This is a genomic window from Pseudobutyrivibrio ruminis DSM 9787 (assembly GCF_900218035.1).
Lineage (GTDB): Bacteria > Bacillota > Clostridia > Lachnospirales > Lachnospiraceae > Pseudobutyrivibrio > Pseudobutyrivibrio ruminis.
Map to the genome: position 1 here is coordinate 1 of NZ_OBMR01000002.1, position 19,584 is coordinate 19,584.

The window sequence follows — 19,584 nt, forward strand, 5'->3', positions numbered from 1 at the left end:
ATAAAGCAAACCATCGTTAATTCCTGCATTAAACGCTACCGATGTGATTGATTCCCCAGCATATACTTTAGAAATAAGAGCTAACTTATCTTCAGGAGTCCAAACCTTATTTGAGTTTTTATGTTGTAATGCTTCAGGCCCTTGAGCCTCTTCAATCCTTACCCATTTACGAATTTCATGTTGAAACTGACTTTTAGATATTCCATCAGGAACATCTGGCATAGTCCCGTTTCTATACATTTCAATACACTTCCTTTTAAATTCATAACTATAGCGCATAAAAATAACCCTCCTTACTGAACTTTTTATTGTCCAGTAAAGAGGGTACATATCAGTTTTCAGGTTCCTTTTTCTGTAGGTGAAAATATAAAGAATCCTAAAGAAGTCTAAAGATTCAACATAATATTTTTTTACATGATAATATGTTGCTGTTTTTGGATAGATTTTTTTTAGGAGGATTTTTAGAATGACAAAGAAAAGAATATTTTCATTGCTAGTAATTTTAGCAATTCTTATAATTACAGTAGGCGGTTTTGTATACAATCGAAGTAGAAATACTAAAGTAGCGTATCACGCAGAAGGATCAGCTGGAAATATTGCTGGTACGACTATCATTGTTAGTTTATTTGCAGATGATACTGAGACAAAGTGGGACAGCACAGAAGATGCAGAAAAGATATCTAATATCAACAATTATCTAGCTATAGCTGGAGATTATTTAGAAAATGTTGTTGCTAGCTATAATAAATCTGCTGATTTCATAACTGATTTTACTACAAATACTGATCTAAAATACTCCATGGCATTTGATAAAAAAATTACAGATCAAGAATATATCGATAATGGAGAATGCGATACGGTTGTTTGGAATTTTATCGACAAAAATATCGATGAAGATTCGCTGAAACAAAAGTATAATGCGGATAATATTGTATATATGGTATTTGTTGATTCTGATGAAAGTAATACAGCTATTACATGTACAAGAAGCTGGTATCAAGGTATGGAATCGGATGATGAAATTGTGTATTTGTTCAATATTGACAGCCAATGCTTAAATGGTCCAGCTGTATATGCACACGAGATTTTGCATACTTTTGGAGCGCCTGATTTATATGTTGAAGATTCTCTGTATAACATTACGAGTGATTTCCTTAATTATGTAAATGAAAACATGTCAAATGATTTGATGCTAACCTGTTCAGATGCAACTACAGGTGATTATCTTTATGATTCAATTAACAATGAAGTTGGGGAGGTAACTGCATATTTCCTTGGTCTAGTGGATAGCAGCAAAATTGTAGACCAGTGGAACCTGGTTATTCCGGAAACGTATTAAATAAGTGCATTTGAGGACATAGGGGGGATAATGAACCAAAAGAAAACTACAAGAGAATTTAATCCTTTTATACTGCTGATAATCATTCCGTTTCAGCTACTCTTTGATTATCTTGTTTTACATTTTACGCTTGAATTGGAATTGCATGGTAATCCAGATGCCCATGGGCATCCTACAGGTTTGATGACGGCGACCATGTTTATTCTTATGTCAGTGATAACGCTTGTTGTCATTATTCTAACGCTGTTTAGCATTATTATAATTTACATGGTCAGAAATAAGAGGATGAAAGCGATGGTGAATCAGTTGGTTAGATATAGAATGGTATTTACCGGTAGAGTGCAGGGAGTTGGTTTTAGATATACAGCTAATAATGCGGCCAACCAGTATCACCTTACTGGGTACGTGAAAAATGAATATGATGGCTCGGTCACTGTAGAAGTTCAGGGAGCCGAGGAAGCTATATACTTGTTTATTAAGTCGCTGGCTAATGATAGGTATATAGGCATTGACGATATGCAAAAGCAGCAGATTCCTATTGAAGCTAATGAAAGAGGCTTTATTGTACAGTATTAAATCAGGATGATGAATTATATGAACTTGCTATCATAGATTCTTAATGACAGGCATCTAGTCCATAAGGGCTAGGTGCTTTTTTATATTTATGATAGAATTCACAAATTGTAGTTAGAATTAACTAACCAAATGTGCTATTATTTAATTCAGATTGAAAAGGCTAGATAAGACAAGGAGGAGACAGGTGAATAAAGTATCTTTAAGAAATGTATCAAAGGTTTATAACGTGGGAGAAAAAGAGTTTCGAGCTTTGGACCATGTTGATTTAGACATTGAGGAAGGAAAATTTGTAGTAATACTTGGTCCGTCAGGAGCAGGAAAATCTACATTACTTAATCTCATTGGAGGAATGGATACTCCTTCTGAAGGAGAAGTAATTGTAAATGGGGAAAATATTACCGGATATTCAGAGAATAAGCTCAGCGATTTTAGAGCTAAATCGGTAGGCTTTATTTTCCAATTTTATAATATTCTTCCTTCACTTACTGTAAAAGAAAATGTGGAGTTGATTAATGAAATTGTAAAAGATCATCTCGATGCATCAGAAGCACTTCAGGATGTGGGATTATCAGAACATATGAATAAATTTCCAAATCAATTATCTGGTGGCGAACAGCAGCGTGTTTCTATCGCACGTGCTATTGCAAAGAATCCAGCACTTCTTTTATGCGATGAACCTACAGGCGCCCTTGATTCTCAAACAGGCGTAATGATTCTCAAGATTTTGAAAAAGCAAACTACAAAGGAAAGAGGTAATAATACAGTTATTATCGTTACCCATAATGCACTTATTGCAGATATTGCCGACGTTGTTATACGTGTAAAAAACGGCAAAATAAAGAGTGTAGAAGAGAATGCAAATCCAGCAAACATAGATGAGGTTCAATGGTAAAATGTTGAGAAAAAAATTATTAAGAGATATAAAGGAAAACTTGGGACAGTTCTTTACCATTTTTGCCATGATATTTTTGGCGATCATGGCATTTTCAGGTATCAATGCTTTTTCAGATGGATTGAAGTATTCTTCAGTAGAATTCTATGAAAAAAATAATATGCAGGATTTATGGTTGTATGGTGAAAACTTTTCCGAGGAAGATTTAGACAAAATTAAGGCGTTAGACAATGTGACAGATGTGGAAAGATATCTCTCTATGCAGGGGTCGGTTGATGTAAAGAATAGTGAGAACTCTGAAATTGAGAATATTCAAGCTGAGTTGAATTTCCTGGATGCAGAGGATGATGAAAAGAATATTTCAACCATGTATTTAAGAGATGGCGAGGAATACAGCCCTGATAAAGATGGTGTTTGGGTTGGATATTATTTCGCTAAGGCCAGAGATATTCAAGTTGGAGATAAACTGACATTTTATGTAGAGGGCTATGAATTTACAGAGGTGGTTCGCGGAATTGTATCATCTCCAGATCACGTATATACGGTATCTGATCCTACTGTTATTTTCCAGGATGCTGCTGATTTCGGATGGGTGTATTTGTCCATGAATGAGTGTCCTATAGATTTTGGAATGGATGATTTCTACATCTATCCAAATGCTATAGTTGATGTGACAGGTGTAGCTCCAAATCCATATATTAATTCTAATGAGCTTGATGAATTTGAGAACAAGCTAAAGTCAGTAAAGAATGAGCTGTATGAGCTTGATGACATTTCTATAAGTGCAATCACTGGTAGAGATGTATGGCCATCTTATGAGGCTTTAAAGGCAGAATCGGAGGAGGGCGATACCTACTCAGGCATGTTTACAGTTTTGTTTGTTTTCATAGCAGGACTTTCTGTTGTTACAACTATGAGTCGATTTGTAAAAAAACAGCGAGTGCAGATTGGAACATTGAAGGCTTTAGGATTTAGAAATAGAAAAGTTACAATACATTATATTGCATATGGCTTTTGGGTAAGCTTAATTGCTGCAATTCTTGGAATTGTAATTGGTGGTCCTGTACTTGGTCAGCCTTTCCTTAACATGGAGCTCTCTATGTTTGATTTGCCAGACGCTCACAGATGTATTCTAAGTAAGAATTATATAGTTGCTGCTTTAATTGTTATCGTAATTACGATAATTACTTATTATTCAATAAAGAGTATTTTGAAGGAATCTGCAGCTCAAACTCTTAGACTTGAAGTTCCACACATTAAAATTAAGGCAAAGGAAGGCGGCAAAGGGCTAAGCGCAAAATTGCCATTTTCTGTAAAGTGGAATTTGAGGGATATTCTTAGAAGTAAATCTAGAAGTATCATGGCTATAGTTGGTGTTATGGGTTCTACACTTTTAATAGTGATGGCATTTGGCATGCAGGATTCACTTCAACACTATCTTGTATGGGAGTTCGACAAGATACAAGCATATAATTACAAGCTCAATCTTTCGGAAAATGTTTCAGATGAAAGATTGGATGAATTGTTTGATGCATACGGAGATGCAACCAGTCAGACAGTTGCCATCGAATACAAGGATTCAGAGGGTAATATAGTAACTTCTTCTATTACGGTAAATGATTCAGATGGATATTTACGAGTATCTGACCATGATACAAACACCTATGATATTAATGATGGAATACCAGGAAGCACAGATGGAGACGTAAATGAAGCGGGGGCACTTTTTGCAACAGAAAAACTTCTAAAAGATAATGGATTTTCATTAGGAGATACAGTTAAATGGAGAATCATGGGGGAGGATGATTGGTATGAAACTAAGATTGTAGCCGCCTACAGAGATCCGCAGAGTCAACAGTTTTCTATGACAAGAGTAGCCTTTGAAGGCCTGGGCGAGGATTATGTTTGCGATACCATTTATACAAATGATGATCTTAGTGATTTAACTGACTCAGATATAGATGGAGTATCTACGATTTCATCAATTGAATCATTGAAAGAGCAGATGAATGTTATGCTTGAGATGATAAGTAGTATGATAGTTTTATTAATTGCAATATCAGCTATCCTTGGGTTTATTATCATTTACAATATGGGAATTCTTGCACTTAGCGAGAAAATGTACCAGTTTGCAACACTTAAGGTATTAGGCTTTAAGTTTAATAAACTGGCGCTTATTTACACCCAGCAAAATCTTTGGCTTACTTTAGTAGGTATAATCCTTGGTTTACCACTGGGGTATGAATTTACTGACTGTATGTTTAAATATGCTATAGGTGACAATTACGATTTCTTTGCAAATATAGATATATCGGCCTATCTTATTGCAATAATAGGTACACTTTTAATCATGTTTGTTACAAGTATTGCTTTGTCTCGTAATCTTAAAAAGATAGATATGGTTGCAAGCCTCAAGGCCAATGAGTAAAATAATTGATAGCCCTATCATTTGCAAAGAGCTATTTGTATATGATAGTCTAATAGAAAAAAATTAGGAGTTAATTAGTTTGGAAGATTTATATCAGGTTGGTTCAATTACACAGACTCATGGAATTAGAGGCGAGGTAAAGGTTTTTCCTCTTACAGACGATATTTCCAGATTTAAGAATATGAAGAATTTGCTTTTGGATGCAGGTAAGGAGGGCTATATCAGCCTTGAGGTTGAAAATGCCCGTCCTCAGAAGAATCTTGTTATCCTTAAGTTCAAAGGCATTGATAATATCAATGATATTGAAAAATATAAGGGCCACGGCCTTTACGTTACAAAGGACAATCGCGTAGACCTTAAGGAGGATGAGTATTTCATCGCAGATCTTATTGGCTGTGATGTTTATCTTGATTCTGACAAGGATAATAGATTTGGCACTATTTCTGATGTTATGGAAACAGGCGCTAATGATGTTTATGAGATTACCCTTGAAAGCGGCAAAACTGTTCTTGTCCCAGCTATCAAGGAGTGCATCTTGGATGTAGATATCGAAGGTGGCAGAATGGAAATTCATTTGATGGAAGGATTGATGGATTAATATGAAGTTTTATATTTTAACCCTTTTTCCAGAAATGATTGAGGATGCGTTAAATACCAGTATCCTTGGCCGTGCTAGCAAGGCTGGTTCTATTTCATTCGAAGCTATCAATATTCGCGACTATACACTTGATAAGCATAAAAAGGTGGATGATTATCCATATGGAGGTGGTGCCGGCATGGTTATGCAGGCTCAGCCAATATACGACGCATATCAGGCAGTCTGCGAAAAGGCAGGTCACAAGGTTCATTGCATCTATTTGACACCACAGGGAAAGCTTTTCAAGCAGCCAGATGCAAAGACACTTGCTTTAAAAGAAGATATTTGTTTACTTTGCGGACATTACGAGGGCATTGATGAAAGAGTACTTGAGGAAATTGTAGATGAGTACTATTCAATAGGCGATTATGTACTTACTGGCGGTGAGCTTCCATCACTTGTTATGATTGATGCTATTTCACGTATGGTTCCTGGAGTACTTACAAACTCAGAATCAGGCGAGGATGAATCTTTAGAAAACAATCTTTTGGAATATCCTCAGTATTCTAGGCCAGAGGTTTGGAACGACAGACGAGTTCCAGCTATTCTTTTATCAGGTGATCATGCAAAGGTTGATGCATGGAGACACGAACAGTCAATTGAACGCACAAAAGAGCGTAGGCCTGATTTATATGCTAAATATTTGGAAAATGATTGTTGATTATTATAAACAACCATGTTATTATGAATGAGTTGCAAAAAAGAGATGTTCCGCTGTTATTCAATAGGGAATATTAAGAATGTCGCTAAATTTGGAGGAATTAAAATGAACGCAAACGAGATTATCAGAAACATTGAAGCTGCCGAGCTTAAGGCAGAAGTACCTGAGTTTCAGGTAGGTGACACAGTAAAGGTTTACGGCCGTATCGTTGAAGGTAACCGTACTCGTACACAGGTATTCGAGGGTACAGTTATTAAGAGACAGGGTGGAAGCAACCGTGAGACATTCACAGTTCGTAAGTCATCAAACGGCGTAGGCGTTGAAAAGACATGGCCACTTCACAGCCCTAACGTTGAGAAGATCGAAGTAGTTAGAAAAGGTAAAGTTCGTAGAGCTAAGCTATTCTACCTCAGAGAGCTCACAGGTAAGAAGGCAAAGGTTAAGGAGAGAATCTAATCTCGGAATCCACTGGAACAGTCACTTTATTGTGACTGTTCTTTATTTTTAGACTAAAGTGCGGTATATTTATACTAAAGATTTAAAGGGATTTTTGTATGCTTTTATCAATTAGACGATTATTTAATAAAACCTTTCATCGTAGAAACGATGGACTTAATTTTAGAAGACGCCGCAAGAAAATAAATTTCGATAAAGTCAGATATGTTTTGATATTTTTGCTTGAGTTAGTACTTGTAATTGGTTTGGCTTTTGGTGTTGTTACAGCATTCGGCAAACAGGTAGAATGTTCCAATGCATCTATGGAGCCAACCTATCAAACATCCGATATATTACTTGTAAACACTATTGCTTACAAGCTTTCTGAGCCAGAGGCAGGGGATGTTATTGCATTCAAGCCAAAGTCTAATGTTAATGCTAGCTACAGCGTAAAGCGTGTTATTGCAGTGCCAGGGGATACTATCTATATCAGCAATGGCCGTATCTACATCAATGATGAATTATACAAAGAAAATCTTGATGTGGAGCGCATAGAAAATCCAGGTATTGCAGCGACTCCAATTACGCTTTTGGATGACCAGTATTTTGTACTGGGAGATAATCGTAATTCTTCTGAGGATTCACGTTATGAAAGTGTTGGCTTTGTTACCAACGAAGATATTTTAGGTAAGGTTTGGGCTAAATACCCATTCTAACGAGAGGTGAATATGGAATTTCAATGGTATCCAGGGCATATGACCAAAGCAAAGCGTCAGATGCAGGAGGATATAAAACTTATAGATTTGGTTATTGAGGTTATCGATGCTAGATGTCCTATATCTAGCCGAAATCCTGATATAAATGGGCTTGCTAATGGCAAGCTTCGTCTTGTGCTTTTAAACAAATCTGATCTTGCAGATAAATCTGTTAATCAGAAATGGATTTCTTATTTCAAGGATCAGGGCTTTTATTGTGTTGAGCTGGATTCTCGTGATAGAAAGAACATGAAGGGCGTTCAGGCCACACTTGATGAGGTCTGCGCTGCAAAGTTTGAAAAGGACAGAAAGCGTGGTATTAAGAATCGCCCAGTTAGAGCGATGGTTGTAGGTATTCCTAATGTTGGAAAGTCTACATTTATCAATTCTTTCGCCGGCAAGGCCGTTGCTAAAACTGGCAACAAGCCAGGTGTTACAAAGGGCAAACAATGGATTAAGCTTAATAAATCAGTGGAGCTTCTTGATACACCAGGTATCCTTTGGCCAAAGTTTGAGGATAACACTGTTGGTCTTCATTTAGCATTTATCGGCTCTATCAACGATGCAATTATCGAAACAAGAGAGCTTGCTATGGAGCTTGCAGATTTTATAAAAGAGACTTATCCAGGAGCATTAGCTGCTCGTTATGAAGTAAATGAAGATTTAGTTAATCATGAAATTATTACTGAAATCGCCCTCAAGAGAAACTTCTTGAAAAAGGGCTCAGAGCCAGATTTCGACAAGGCTGCTTCAGTTTTAATAGATGAATTTAGAAATGGTAGTCTAGGAAAAATTTCACTTGAAAGGCCATAAGCATGAAGGTTATCGACTTTAACGAGGAAGAGCAAGAAATCAAAAGAGACATCGAAAGGGCTAGACAGAATATCAAAGAAGTAGAAGATTTGTCGGACTTCGATTCAAAGCCTAAAAAAGAAAAAAAGAATAAGAAGGATGATGAGGAAGAACCTCTCACCAAGGCATCAGTAGCTAAGGAAATTATCAGCGTAATCATCAATGTACTGGTTTGCTTTGGCGTCGTTTTTCTAATTACTCATTTTGTAGGACAGCGTACGGTAGTTAGTGGTTCATCTATGGAAGATACTTTGTCAGATGGGGATAATCTTATCGTTGACAAAATCAGCTATCGTTTTAGCGAACCTGAGCGTTTTGATGTTATTGTTTTCCCACCTAAATATGAGGAAGACGTATACTACATTAAGCGAATCATCGGCTTGCCAGGCGAGGTAGTTAGTATCGATAGCGAAGGTACTATTTATATCAACGGTGAAGTGTTAGATGAGCAATATGGCACAGATGTTATTTTGAACGCTGGCCTTGCTAGCAGCGAAATTCTTCTTGGACCTGATGAATACTTTGTTCTAGGAGACAATCGAAACAACAGTACTGACTCGCGTTTTCAAGACGTCGGAAATGTTAAAGGTGAAGAAATTGTGGGACGAGCTTGGCTTAGAGTTTACCCATTTAACTCATTTGGACTTGTAGAGAATATAGAATAGACATGAGCGAAAAGAAGATTTCAGAAATTCAAAAAGAATATAAAGAGACTAGCGAGCTTTTACTTCCAGATTTCATTGAGGAATACATTAATGATGGCCGTCCAGGTGTTTCGAAAATCATTGGCATGGCCCAGAAGCGTATGGAAAAGCTTCGCATAGAGCGTGAACGTATCGAGCACCTCAAGGAATTTGAAAATCAATATTGGCCAGAGTTTGATTATATCGGCGGTATTGATGAAGTCGGCAGAGGTCCACTTGCAGGACCCGTCGTTACAGCTTGCGTTGTTTTGCCAAAGGATTGTAGCATCCTTTATATCAACGATTCTAAAAAGCTTTCAGCCTCAAAAAGAGAAGAATTATACGAAATCATTATGAAAGAGGCTGTCTCAGTAGGAATTGGTGTATGCTCGGAGCAGCGCATAGATGAAATCAACATTCTTCAAGCTACATACGAAGCAATGCGCCAGGCTATTTCAGAATGCTCAGTAGAGCCACAGGTATTGTTAAATGATGCAGTGACCATACCTGAGGTAAAGATAAAACAAGTTCCAATCATAAAGGGTGATGCTAAATCAATATCTATCGGTGCAGCAAGCATTATTGCGAAGGTTACCAGGGATAGAATGATGGTTGAATACGATAGCATTTATCCTGAATATCATTTTGCATCTAACAAGGGATATGGTAGCGCAGAGCACATTGAAGCGCTCAAGAAATACGGCCCTTGTCCAATTCATAGAAGATCCTTTATAGGAAACTTTGTATAATTAGGTGAATTATGAACATTAACACTGGACTGAATCCTTACAACTCAAATTATGTTAACGGAGCTGACATGACAAAGCTTAGTCAGAGTCAGTCCCTTACGGGCTCAGTAGCTGACAACCTCAAGGAAGGCGAGGTTTTTGAGGGCTCTGTTAATTACATTGACAATGGCAAGGTTACAATTGGGCTTGCCAACGGTCGGACTATGACGGCTCGTTTGGATGCAGGAGTGAGCCTTACTCCTGGACAGTCAGTGTTTTTTGAAGTAAAAAGCAACGATGGGAATCTTATACAAATTCGTCCAGTTTCTCTCACTAGTCTAGATGCTAATCCTACACTTCTAAAAGCTTTGGATATGGCCAATTTGGCTGCTACAGAGCGTACAATCAACATGGTTAATTCAATGATGCAGAATTCTATGTCAGTCAGCCCTGAGAATTTGACAGCTATGAATCGTGCTATGATTAATAATCCAGGGGTGGATATTCAGACTCTTGTAACCATGTCTAAATCAAATCTTCCGATTACACCTGAAAACGTCAGCATGTTCCAAAACTATGCTAACGACAAGGCTGTGCTATCGGATAATTTTGATGTGATTTCAGATATGCTTCACGAGATAATGACTAGCAGCGAGGTATCTACAGGAGATGTAATTGGCATTAATAATGCTATTAGGGATATATTTGTTAACGTTAATGATTCTATTGTTTCAGAAGCTACTGCTGAGGCGGAAAACACTTCTGTAGTTGCTGATAGCACCACAGCTGCTGTTTCAGAAAATGCTACCAATGTTACAAACAATCCAGCTGCTGCCACAGAAAATGCCGCTGTTATAGAAGCTGGCCAGCAGCCTCAGGTAAATGGGCAGGCTATCGCTGAGCAGGCCTTGAATCCTAATCAGGTTCAGTCAGGAATTGTAGAGACTGAGGCTATTATTTCTAATCAGACAGAAAGCACCACTGTTAATCAGGCTCAAGTTATGGAAAATGAGCTTGGTACACAGGTTTTAAATACATTTGCATCTGAAAAACAGATTGATTCATTCAATACTATATTGAACACTCTGCCAGATTTTCCAAAGGATAATCATGAGATATTTGCTGAAAACGGCACTCTCAAGGCAGACGCAGATATGAATCAGGTTTTCAGGGAAATCACTGATTATCTTAATAATCATCCTGATATTCCTAAGCAGACACTCAATGATATTATTGGAGCGCCTTTATATAAAGGACTTCTTAAAAATATAATTACAAATAGCTTTGCTATGGAGCCAAAAGAGGTTACAAAGCCGGGCGAGATTTCAAAGCTGTATGAAAGAGTTTTGAAGCAGACGGAGGCATTAGAGCGTCTTGTAGCAAACTTTAATAATAAGGCTGCAGACACAATCAAAACTCAGACATCTCAGATTAAGCAGAATGTCAACTTTATGAATTCTGCAAATGAAATGTATAATTTCATCCAGATTCCGCTGAAGATGTACAATCAGAACACTGATAGTATGCTTTATGTTCGCCAGAACAAAAAGGCATCTTATGAGCAGGGCGAGGAAATCACTGCATTTCTTCACTTTGATATGGAGTATTTAGGTTCTACAGATGTTTTTATTAGTTTGAAAGAGTCCAAGGTTGGTTGCAAATGGAATCTAGCTAGCGAAGATTCTATGAAGCTTATTGAGGACAATTTAGATATTCTTACTGAGCGACTTGCCAAGAAAGGTTTCTCAGTTACATCTGAAGTAACCTGTGGTGAGCCGAAGAAAAACTTTGTAGAGGATTTTCTTGGGGCTGCGCCAGTATCTACTGAAAACACAGCAGAGGGCATGGTTCACAGATATAGCTTTGATATGAGGGCATAATTATGGCAGAAGAAAAGACATTTGATAAAAACAAAACTGCTGTTGCCCTTTCTTACGAGGCTGGAGATACAGCACCAAAGATTTTGGCTTCAGGAAAGGGCTATGTGGCTGAGCAAATCATCGAAGAGGCAAAGAAGGCAGATGTGCCTTTTTACCAGGATAATGAATTGGCTCAGACACTTAGCAAACTAAATATTGGTGATGCAATCCCACCAGAGTTATACGAGGTTGTTGCTGAGATTTTGGTCTTTGTAAATGATATGGAAAAGATTAAATCAAAGCTAGGTTAGAATTGAGGTTTTATTGAATTACAGAACGCAAGGAAATGATTTTGAAAAGCTGGCAGCTGACTATCTGAAGCGTCAAGGAATGTCTATTCTCAAAATGAATTTTTATTGTAAAATGGGAGAGGTAGATATTATTGCAAAGGATGGCAGCTACTTAGTTTTTGTAGAAGTAAAATATAGAAAATCTGCTGCAAGAGGCACCGGCTTTGAGGCAGTTAACTTTAATAAAATGCGTAAGATTTCTAGAGTCGCAGATTTTTATATGTATAGTCGTCACATGGATGGCGGCACAAGTGTTAGGTTTGATGTTATTGCAATTGAGGAAGGACATTTAAAGCATATTAAAAATGCTTTTGAGTATATACCAGTATGTTAAATTCAAGTCATAAAATTGCTCAGGTAAGTGAAGGCAGCCCGGCAGATAGAGCTGGACTTATTCCTGGGGATATAATCACAAAAATTAATAATGCAGAGCTCGTTGATATTTTTGATTATCATTATTATTCAGATGATGCTGATATTACTGTTGAGCTTCTCCATGAGGATGGGACTACCTCTTCAGTTTTTGTTGAGAAGGAAGAGGGGGAAGACCTTGGCGTAATTTTCTGCAATGGTCTTATGGATGATTACAAATCATGCTCAAATAAATGTGCATTTTGTTTCATCGATCAAATGCCACCAGGCATGCGAGAGACTCTTTACTTTAAGGATGATGATACACGTCTTTCATTTTTACAGGGTAACTATGTTACTTTAACAAACATGAAGATGGCTGATTTGGATCGTATCATCGCCTATAAGCTTGGTCCTATTAATATTTCCGTTCATGCAACTAATCCTGAGCTTAGAGTGAAGCTTTTACATAATCGATTTGCAGGAGATATTCTTGATAAGATTCGTAAGCTTTATGAAGCAGAGATTCCTATGAATGCCCAGGTTGTATCTTGTCCAGGGCTTAATGATGGACCGGAATTAGACAGAACAATTTCTGATTTGATGCAGTTTGCTCCTGTTATGAGCTCTATGTCAGTAGTTCCTGTAGGTGTCACAAAGTTCAGAGATGGGCTTTTCCCACTTCGAACATACACACCTGAGGAAGCTGGCAAGGTAATCGATCAGATTGAGCACTGGCAGCAGATAGCAATGGAACGTTTTGGCAATCATTTCGTTCAGGCATCTGATGAGTGGTATATTCTTGCAGGCAGACCACTTCCAGAGGCTGATAGATACGATGGTTTTATCCAGCTTGAAAATGGTGTTGGAATGCTTAGACTTCTTCATGAAGAGGTCTTAGATGCCCTTGAGGATATTAAAAAGCCTTTATTTATGAAAAAACGCCATGTGACAATCGCAACAGGAAAGCTTGCAGCTCCATTTATGCGCCAGCTTGCAGATTTGATTACAGAAAAGTTTAATCGAGTTACTGTTGATGTTGTGGCAATCACAAACGAATTTTTCGGTGAAGAAATTACTGTTTCTGGATTAATTACAGGACAGGATTTAATAAAACAGCTTTCAAATAGAGAGCTTGGAGATAGTTTATTATTGTCTTGTACAATGCTTAGAAGTGGCGAGGAAGTATTCCTTGATGACATCACTTTATCTGAGCTTGAGTCGGCTTTACAAGTCAAAACTCGTATAGTACAATCAGACGGGCGTGATTTAGTTTACGCCATAATTGGACATTAGAAAGAGGTATAATATGGCAAGACCAGTAGTGGCCATCGTAGGTCGCCCTAACGTTGGTAAATCCACATTATTTAATGCGCTCGCAGGAGAGCGAATTTCAATTGTAAAAGACACCCCTGGTGTTACAAGAGATAGAATATATGCAGATATTTCATGGTTAAATTACGATTTTACTATGATTGATACAGGCGGTATTGAGCCAGATTCAAAGGATATCATCTTATCACAGATGCGTGAGCAGGCGCAGATTGCTATCGATACAGCAGATGTTATCGTATTCCTTGTTGATGTAAAGCAAGGTCTTCAGGATAGCGATTCAAAGGTTGCAGATATGCTTAGACGTAGCCACAAGCCAGTTGTTCTTGTTGTTAATAAGGTAGACAGCTTTGAGCGTGATATGGCTGATGTTTACGAGTTCTACAATCTTGGTATTGGTGATCCAATCGCTATTTCAGCATCTTCACGTCTTGGTTTTGGCGATATGCTTGATGTTGTTTGCAGCTATTTCCCAGAGCCTACAGAAAACGAAGAAGAGGACGACACACCACGTATAGCAGTTATCGGAAAGCCAAATGTTGGTAAATCATCTCTTATTAATAAGCTTTGTGGTGAAGAGCGTGTTATCGTTTCTGACATCGCCGGTACCACACGTGATGCTGTAGATACAAAGGTTCGCTACAATCACAAGGATTACATCTTTATTGATACAGCGGGACTTCGTCGTAAGAGCAAAATCAAGGAGGACCTTGAGCGTTACTCGATAGTTCGTGCAGTTGCATCCGTTGAAAAGGCAGATGTTGTTATCATTATGATTGATGCTACAGAAGGCGTTACTGAGCAGGATGCCAAAATCGCTGGTATCGCTCATGAGCGTGGAAAGGGTATCATCATCTGTGTTAACAAATGGGATGCTATCGAAAAAAATGATAAGACTATGAAGGAGCACGAGACTAAGATTCGTCAGATTCTTTCATTTATGCCATATGCATCAATTCTTTTTATTTCTGTTAAGAGCGGTCAGCGCCTTGGCAAAATCTACGAGACAATCGATGCAGTTATTGAAAACAACTCAATGCGTATAGCTACAGGTGTTCTTAACGAAATCGTATCTGAGGCAGTTGCACTTCAGCAGCCACCTACAGACAAGGGCAAGCGCCTTAAGATATACTACACAACTCAGGTTGCTGTTAAGCCACCTACATTCGTTATCTTTGTAAACGAGAAATACCTGATGCATTTCTCTTACGTTAGATACTTGGAAAACAGAATCAGAGATGCCTTTGGTTTTGAAGGCACATCTTTAAAATTTATCATTAGAGAGAGAAAGGAAAACGAATAATGGTTGTTTTGGGGAGAATTTTAGCTTTATTTATTGGCTATTGTTTTGGAATGATTTTGATGGGATACCTCATCGGTAAATCTAAGAATATTGATTTAACAAAGGTTGGTAGTGGTAACGTTGGTTCCACTAACACCATGAGAACTCTTGGAGTTCCTGCAGGTCTTGCTACACTTGCATGGGACTGCCTTAAGTGCGTAGTAGCGGTATTTTTTGTTTGGCTGATTTTTGGACGTTTTGTAGAAAACGTTAACATTTACATGGTATATGCAGGCCTTGGCTGTGTGCTTGGTCATGATTTCCCATGTTACATGAATTTTAAAGGTGGAAAGGGTGTTGCATCTACACTCGGTTTTATCATCGCACTTTTCCCAATGGGACTCCCAATTCCAGCATGTGTATTTATAGCGATTGTTGCACTTACTCGCTATGTATCACTTGGTTCTATCATTGGTGAGCTTTCATTTGCAATCGAGATGCTTATCGGTGCCAAGATGGGACTTTTAGATGGCAAATTTGAAGGAGCACAGCTTAAGGAAGCACTTGTTATTTGCTGCCTTGTTTCTGCACTTTCAATTGCACTTCACCATGCAAATATTGGACGTCTAATCAATGGAAAAGAGAACAAATTCTCATTCCATCCAGAAACGAGGGCATAATGGCAAGAATTAGTGTTTTAGGTGCAGGAAGCTGGGGTATAGCCCTTGCTGTAATGCTTGAGAAAAATGGTCATGAAGTAGAGGTTTGGTCACATCGTCAGTCACAGGTTGATCAGATGAACGACACTCATACCAGTGACAAAATAAAGGGAGTTAAGCTTCCAGAGTCTATGAAGTTTACTGCAGATATTGAGTCTGCAGCAAAGTTCGCTGATGTTATTTTGATGGCTGTTCCATCAAAAGCAACTAGAGAGACAGCTGAAAAGATTAAATCCTTTGTTAATTCAAATCAGATTTTTATTACTGTTACAAAGGGTATCGAGGAAGATACTCTTTTCACACAGACAGAAATTCTGGAGGATGTGCTAGGAAAAGATAAACGTATATGCGTATTATCTGGCCCAAGCCATGCTGAGGAGGTTGTTGTATTCAAGCCTACACTTGTAGTTGCTGGCTCAACAGACCGCCAGACCGCACTTTTTGTTCAGAATCTTTTCATGAACAAATATTTCAGAGTATATTCATCACCAGATGTTAAGGGTATAGAGGTTGGTGCTGCGTTGAAAAACGTTATCGCACTTGCTGCTGGTATGTCAGATGGCCTTGGCTTTGGCGACAATGCAAAGGCTGCTCTTATTACTCGTGGCATCAAGGAAATCTCTGCACTTGCAGTTGCAATGGGCGGCCAGGCTGAGACATTATCCGGTCTTACAGGTGTCGGTGATTTGATTGTTACATGCTCATCTATTCATTCTAGAAACAGAATGGCTGGTTACTATATTGGCCAGGGTATGAGCAAGGATGAGGCTATGGAAAAGGTTGCCATGGTTGTAGAAGGAGTATATTCTGCTAAGGCAGCTAAGAAGCTTGCAGAGAAATACAATATCGAAATGCCAATCGTAGATATCGTAAATGCGGTTCTTTTTGATGGACTTGCTGCAAAGGATGCAGTATATGAGCTGATGACTCGTTCTAAGAAGGATGAAACATCAGATTTAGAGTGGGAGTGTTGTGGTGTTTAAAAGATGCAAGGAATGGTTACACTTCTTCGGTGTAACCTTTTTAATTTTAGGGATAATTTGCCTGATTCTCTGTGGAATCCAGATAGTGGGATTTATTATAAATAGCTCATCATCCAAGGCTTCCAAGGCAGATGGTTTTACAATTGAAGCTTATGAAGTGAATCTTGATGTGGATGAAAATAATAAAATTCACGTTACTGAAGATATTACTGTAAATTTCTATGAAGATGGGCATCATGGTATTTTTCGTTTTATTCCAGAATGGCTCAAGTATACCTCAAAAGACAAGAAAACTATGTCAAGAAAGGGTGAAATTACTAACCTGGAGTGCGAAAACGAAGAATATACAGTTGATACCATTCATGGAAAGAAGCGAATCAAAATAGGAAGTGCTTATTATACTTTAGATGAAGGTGATTATGACTACGTAATATCCTACGATTATGATATGGGTGGCGATGTTTACAAGGGCTTTGATGAGTTGATTTTTCATGCTTTTGGCGATTATTGGGGCACTGAAATCAATGGAGCTAAGGTTAATATCACTTTGCCTAAGGATATTGATTCATCCAGCAAAGTGTCATTCTTTGCGGACAAAAAGCGTAAGAAAGATATTTCTGCCCAGGTAGATTACACAGTTGATGGTAATACCATTACAGCAGAGGTTTCTAAGGATTATCATCTAAATGGAGCACTCACTGTTGATGTTGAATTGCCGGATGGGTACTTCACAGATTCTACAGTTAATTATAAGAGCCTTGCCTTTAGACTATGTCTGATTTGCCTGGCCAGTGTTTTAATTAGCTTTTTCTTCTGGAATAAAAACAAAGATAGCGATTTGTTTGATGGCGAATATGTTTCTGGTACAGCTCCTACTGGCCTTGAAGCTGTTGAAATGGGTTATATCTACCAGGGAAGTGGACAGCTTCTTCTGGTAACTGTAATTATTCAGCTTGCTGCCAAAGGGTACATACGTATTAAGAACCCTAGTAGTAAAACAAAATTAAAGATTCATAAAGTAAATACAAGTATTGGTAATATGACTGAAGCAGAGAAGCTTGTATATGAAGGGCTTTTCCAAAATGGTTCTGAGGTGAACCCAGCAGAGGATAAAAGTGTTCGTAAGCTAAATGGTAAGCTTTGCAAAATGTTAGAAGCGAAGTTTGATTCTCAAATTTACAATATTACATCTTACGTAGAGTTTTTTATATCTAGCTTTCTGTTTTTTGCTTCCTGTGTAGCTTGGGGATTTGCCTATATTAAGTCGGAGGATATGGATCCGACTCTTAGATGGTTCTTTTTGCCTGCATTCCTTGCAATTATAGCTATAGGATTTTTTGCAGCTAATACGCCTAAAAAGAGTGCCTATGGTGAAGAGTTGCAAGCTAGAGTTGAAGCATATAAGGATTATCTTTCTGGAATAAAAAAGGCAGATTTAGAGGCAAAGATTAAGGAAGACCCTGATTATTTTGATGAGATTCTTCCATACGCTTTTATTCTGGGTATATCTAAAAAGCTCGTGCAGAAATATGATTACACTGCAGATGCAACAAACAGATATCGAAAGTATACAGATAATATAACAAGCTCTGTGTATTATACAGATACATATACAAGCAGCAGTTCTAGCTCTGGTTCTAGCTCAGGATGTGGCGGCGGATGCTCATCTTGTGGTGGTGGATGTTCTTCTTGCGGTGGAGGAGGCTCATGGTAAGAGAATTTGTATTGCAATGGCATATCAGTGAAAGCTGCAATCTTAAATGCTTACATTGTTATCAAGGAGGTCATGTACCTGTTTCACTTAATAGTGAGCAGCTTTTTGACATTTTAAATCAATACAGACAGCTTCTTAAGGAGCAGAAAATAAAAGGGCATATTAATATAACAGGAGGGGAACCACTGTGTTCTCCTCATTTTTTTGAGCTTTTAGAAGAGTTTAAGAAGGATAGAGATTTATATAGTTTTTCGATTCTTACAAATGGCACTCTTATCACTGATGAGATAGCAAAAAGGATTGCCAGTTATGGCCCAGAATATGTTCAGGTGAGCCTGGAAGGCAGCAAGAAAACTAATGACTACATAAGAGGCAAGGGCGTTTATTCTAAAGTGGCAAAGGCTGTAAAGCTGCTGAGAAAATACAATATTTACGTATCTCTTTCATTTACGGCAACAGCTCTTAATTATAAAGAACTGCCAAAGGTGGTAAAGTTTGCAAAAAGATATGGAGTGGACACTGTATGGTCTGATAGATATATTCCATTGAATTCTCCTGATATAAATCTTTGTATGGATAAGGAACAGACTAAAGAGTATTTAAAGCTGATTACAAGGGAAAGCTTTGCTTTAAGGCACGAGGGCTGCAAGACAGAGGTGGCTCTTTACAGGGCATTACAATTTTTAAAGACTAATAATCTGCCATATTCCTGCACAGCCGGGAATACTCTTTTGACTGTTATGGAAAATGGAGACTTAGTACCTTGCAGGCGTATGCCAATTGTGGTGGGAAATCTACTTGCTGACAATATGCTTGACCTTTACAACAACTCTGATGTGTTAAAGTCGCTTAGAGCAGATACCACCCCTGATGACTGTAGTGATTGCGATTACAGCTCATTTTGCAAGGGTGGCTTGAAATGTCTTACATATGCCATCTATGGTGATTTAAATCACAAAGATGTAGGGTGTTATTATGACTAAATTGTGAAACTTTATTTTGTGGTAC

Annotated in this window: 20 protein-coding genes and 1 pseudogene; 20 read left to right on the forward strand and 1 reads right to left on the reverse strand. The window is 38.0% G+C overall.

Features of this window, described 5'->3' with window-relative positions:
- Positions 1-279, reverse strand: a pseudogene (locus CRN97_RS00010) (hypothetical protein); the annotation flags it as partial.
- A 187-nt stretch (positions 280-466) separates the two neighbouring features.
- Here CRN97_RS00010 and CRN97_RS00015 point away from each other — a divergent pair.
- From CRN97_RS00015 to CRN97_RS00110, 20 genes are all read left to right on the forward strand, one after another.
- Positions 467-1,339, forward strand: coding sequence for a hypothetical protein (locus CRN97_RS00015; RefSeq protein WP_097075403.1), 873 nt, complete (start codon positions 467-469; stop codon positions 1,337-1,339).
- A gap of 294 nt (positions 1,340-1,633) precedes the next feature.
- Positions 1,634-1,915, forward strand: coding sequence for an acylphosphatase (locus CRN97_RS00020; RefSeq protein WP_179670623.1), 282 nt, complete (start codon positions 1,634-1,636; stop codon positions 1,913-1,915).
- A gap of 184 nt (positions 1,916-2,099) precedes the next feature.
- On the forward strand, positions 2,100-2,807 hold the full coding sequence (locus CRN97_RS00025; protein WP_044934276.1) for an ABC transporter ATP-binding protein: 708 nt from the start codon (positions 2,100-2,102) through the stop codon (positions 2,805-2,807).
- Position 2,808: 1 nt separating this feature from the next.
- Positions 2,809-5,235: an FtsX-like permease family protein gene (locus CRN97_RS00030; protein ID WP_179670624.1), complete on the forward strand. Its 2,427-nt coding sequence runs from the start codon at positions 2,809-2,811 to the stop codon at positions 5,233-5,235.
- Positions 5,236-5,314: 79 nt separating this feature from the next.
- Entirely contained in the window at positions 5,315-5,833 is a 519-nt protein-coding gene (gene rimM / locus CRN97_RS00035) for a ribosome maturation factor RimM (RefSeq protein WP_097075405.1), read from the forward strand.
- 1 nt (position 5,834) lies between these two features.
- Positions 5,835-6,533, forward strand: coding sequence for a tRNA (guanosine(37)-N1)-methyltransferase TrmD (trmD, locus tag CRN97_RS00040; protein ID WP_033154037.1), 699 nt, complete (start codon positions 5,835-5,837; stop codon positions 6,531-6,533).
- Positions 6,534-6,638: 105 nt separating this feature from the next.
- A complete protein-coding gene (gene rplS, locus CRN97_RS00045) occupies positions 6,639-6,989 on the forward strand; it encodes a 50S ribosomal protein L19 (protein ID WP_033154038.1) in 351 nt (116 codons plus the stop codon).
- Positions 6,990-7,087: 98 nt separating this feature from the next.
- Positions 7,088-7,684: a signal peptidase I gene (lepB, locus tag CRN97_RS00050; RefSeq protein WP_097075406.1), complete on the forward strand. Its 597-nt coding sequence runs from the start codon at positions 7,088-7,090 to the stop codon at positions 7,682-7,684.
- 12 nt (positions 7,685-7,696) lie between these two features.
- Positions 7,697-8,536, forward strand: coding sequence for a ribosome biogenesis GTPase YlqF (gene ylqF, locus CRN97_RS00055; RefSeq protein WP_097075407.1), 840 nt, complete (start codon positions 7,697-7,699; stop codon positions 8,534-8,536).
- A gap of 182 nt (positions 8,537-8,718) precedes the next feature.
- A complete protein-coding gene (gene lepB / locus CRN97_RS00060) occupies positions 8,719-9,240 on the forward strand; it encodes a signal peptidase I (protein WP_097075659.1) in 522 nt (173 codons plus the stop codon).
- A 2-nt stretch (positions 9,241-9,242) separates the two neighbouring features.
- Positions 9,243-10,007 carry a ribonuclease HII gene (locus tag CRN97_RS00065; protein ID WP_097075408.1) on the forward strand — a complete coding sequence of 255 codons (765 nt, stop codon included), beginning with the start codon at positions 9,243-9,245 and terminating at the stop codon, positions 10,005-10,007.
- An 11-nt stretch (positions 10,008-10,018) separates the two neighbouring features.
- On the forward strand, positions 10,019-11,866 hold the full coding sequence (locus CRN97_RS00070; RefSeq protein ID WP_097075409.1) for a flagellar hook-length control protein FliK: 1,848 nt from the start codon (positions 10,019-10,021) through the stop codon (positions 11,864-11,866).
- Between the two features lie 2 nt (positions 11,867-11,868).
- Positions 11,869-12,156, forward strand: a complete 288-nt coding sequence (locus CRN97_RS00075; protein WP_033154042.1) for an EscU/YscU/HrcU family type III secretion system export apparatus switch protein — start codon at positions 11,869-11,871, stop codon at positions 12,154-12,156.
- A gap of 13 nt (positions 12,157-12,169) precedes the next feature.
- Positions 12,170-12,529 (forward strand): YraN family protein, encoded by a 360-nt coding sequence (locus CRN97_RS00080; RefSeq protein WP_033154043.1) that lies wholly within the window; start codon positions 12,170-12,172, stop codon positions 12,527-12,529.
- Positions 12,523-13,842: a DUF512 domain-containing protein gene (locus CRN97_RS00085; RefSeq protein WP_097075410.1), complete on the forward strand. Its 1,320-nt coding sequence runs from the start codon at positions 12,523-12,525 to the stop codon at positions 13,840-13,842. The genes CRN97_RS00080 and CRN97_RS00085 overlap by 7 nt, the downstream gene beginning before the upstream one ends.
- Positions 13,843-13,855: 13 nt before the next feature.
- Positions 13,856-15,181 carry a ribosome biogenesis GTPase Der gene (gene der, locus CRN97_RS00090; protein ID WP_044934299.1) on the forward strand — a complete coding sequence of 442 codons (1,326 nt, stop codon included), beginning with the start codon at positions 13,856-13,858 and terminating at the stop codon, positions 15,179-15,181.
- On the forward strand, positions 15,181-15,840 hold the full coding sequence (plsY, locus tag CRN97_RS00095) for a glycerol-3-phosphate 1-O-acyltransferase PlsY (protein WP_097075411.1): 660 nt from the start codon (positions 15,181-15,183) through the stop codon (positions 15,838-15,840). Before der ends, plsY begins: the two co-directional genes overlap by 1 nt.
- Complete coding sequence (locus CRN97_RS00100; protein ID WP_097075412.1) at positions 15,840-16,862, forward strand: NAD(P)H-dependent glycerol-3-phosphate dehydrogenase; 1,023 nt, start codon at positions 15,840-15,842, stop codon at positions 16,860-16,862. The genes plsY and CRN97_RS00100 overlap by 1 nt, the downstream gene beginning before the upstream one ends.
- 85 nt (positions 16,863-16,947) lie before the next feature.
- Positions 16,948-18,576, forward strand: coding sequence for a DUF2207 domain-containing protein (locus CRN97_RS00105; RefSeq protein WP_179670626.1), 1,629 nt, complete (start codon positions 16,948-16,950; stop codon positions 18,574-18,576).
- Complete coding sequence (locus tag CRN97_RS00110; RefSeq protein WP_179670627.1) at positions 18,570-19,559, forward strand: radical SAM/SPASM domain-containing protein; 990 nt, start codon at positions 18,570-18,572, stop codon at positions 19,557-19,559. Before CRN97_RS00105 ends, CRN97_RS00110 begins: the two co-directional genes overlap by 7 nt.
- The last annotated feature ends 25 nt before the right edge of the window (positions 19,560-19,584 follow it).